This is a genomic window from Bacillus cereus group sp. BfR-BA-01408 (assembly GCF_022663305.1).
Lineage (GTDB): Bacteria > Bacillota > Bacilli > Bacillales > Bacillaceae_G > Bacillus_A > Bacillus_A pacificus.
The window spans coordinates 1-225 of sequence record NZ_JAKUFF010000303.1 but is presented as its reverse complement, the minus strand read 5'-3'; the positions used below and the strand labels follow the sequence as shown (position 1 = coordinate 225).

Here is a 225-nt window from a genome sequence, read left to right as displayed (position 1 = left end):
TTCGTTCCTTCTACTTTTGTTTCGCCTACTTTTGTATTTGTGATGTCAGTACCACTTACTTTTGATTCATATCCTGGGACTGTTTGCTCTTTCACTTCATACTTGTATGCCTTTCCTTCTGCATCATACGCTGCTAAATCTTTGAATTCGTATTTCCAGCCTGTTGCTTTACTTACTTCTTGCATCGCAATCACTGTACCATTTTGTAAAAGGTCTACCTTAATC

At 37.8% G+C, this 225-nt stretch carries 1 protein-coding gene; it reads right to left on the bottom strand.

The window, feature by feature from the left end; genetic code table 11:
* A partial coding sequence (locus MR083_RS27395) for a Cna B-type domain-containing protein (protein WP_313954468.1) occupies window positions 1–224 on the bottom strand: 224 nt, incomplete at its 3' end.
* Window position 225: the final 1 nt, after the last annotated feature.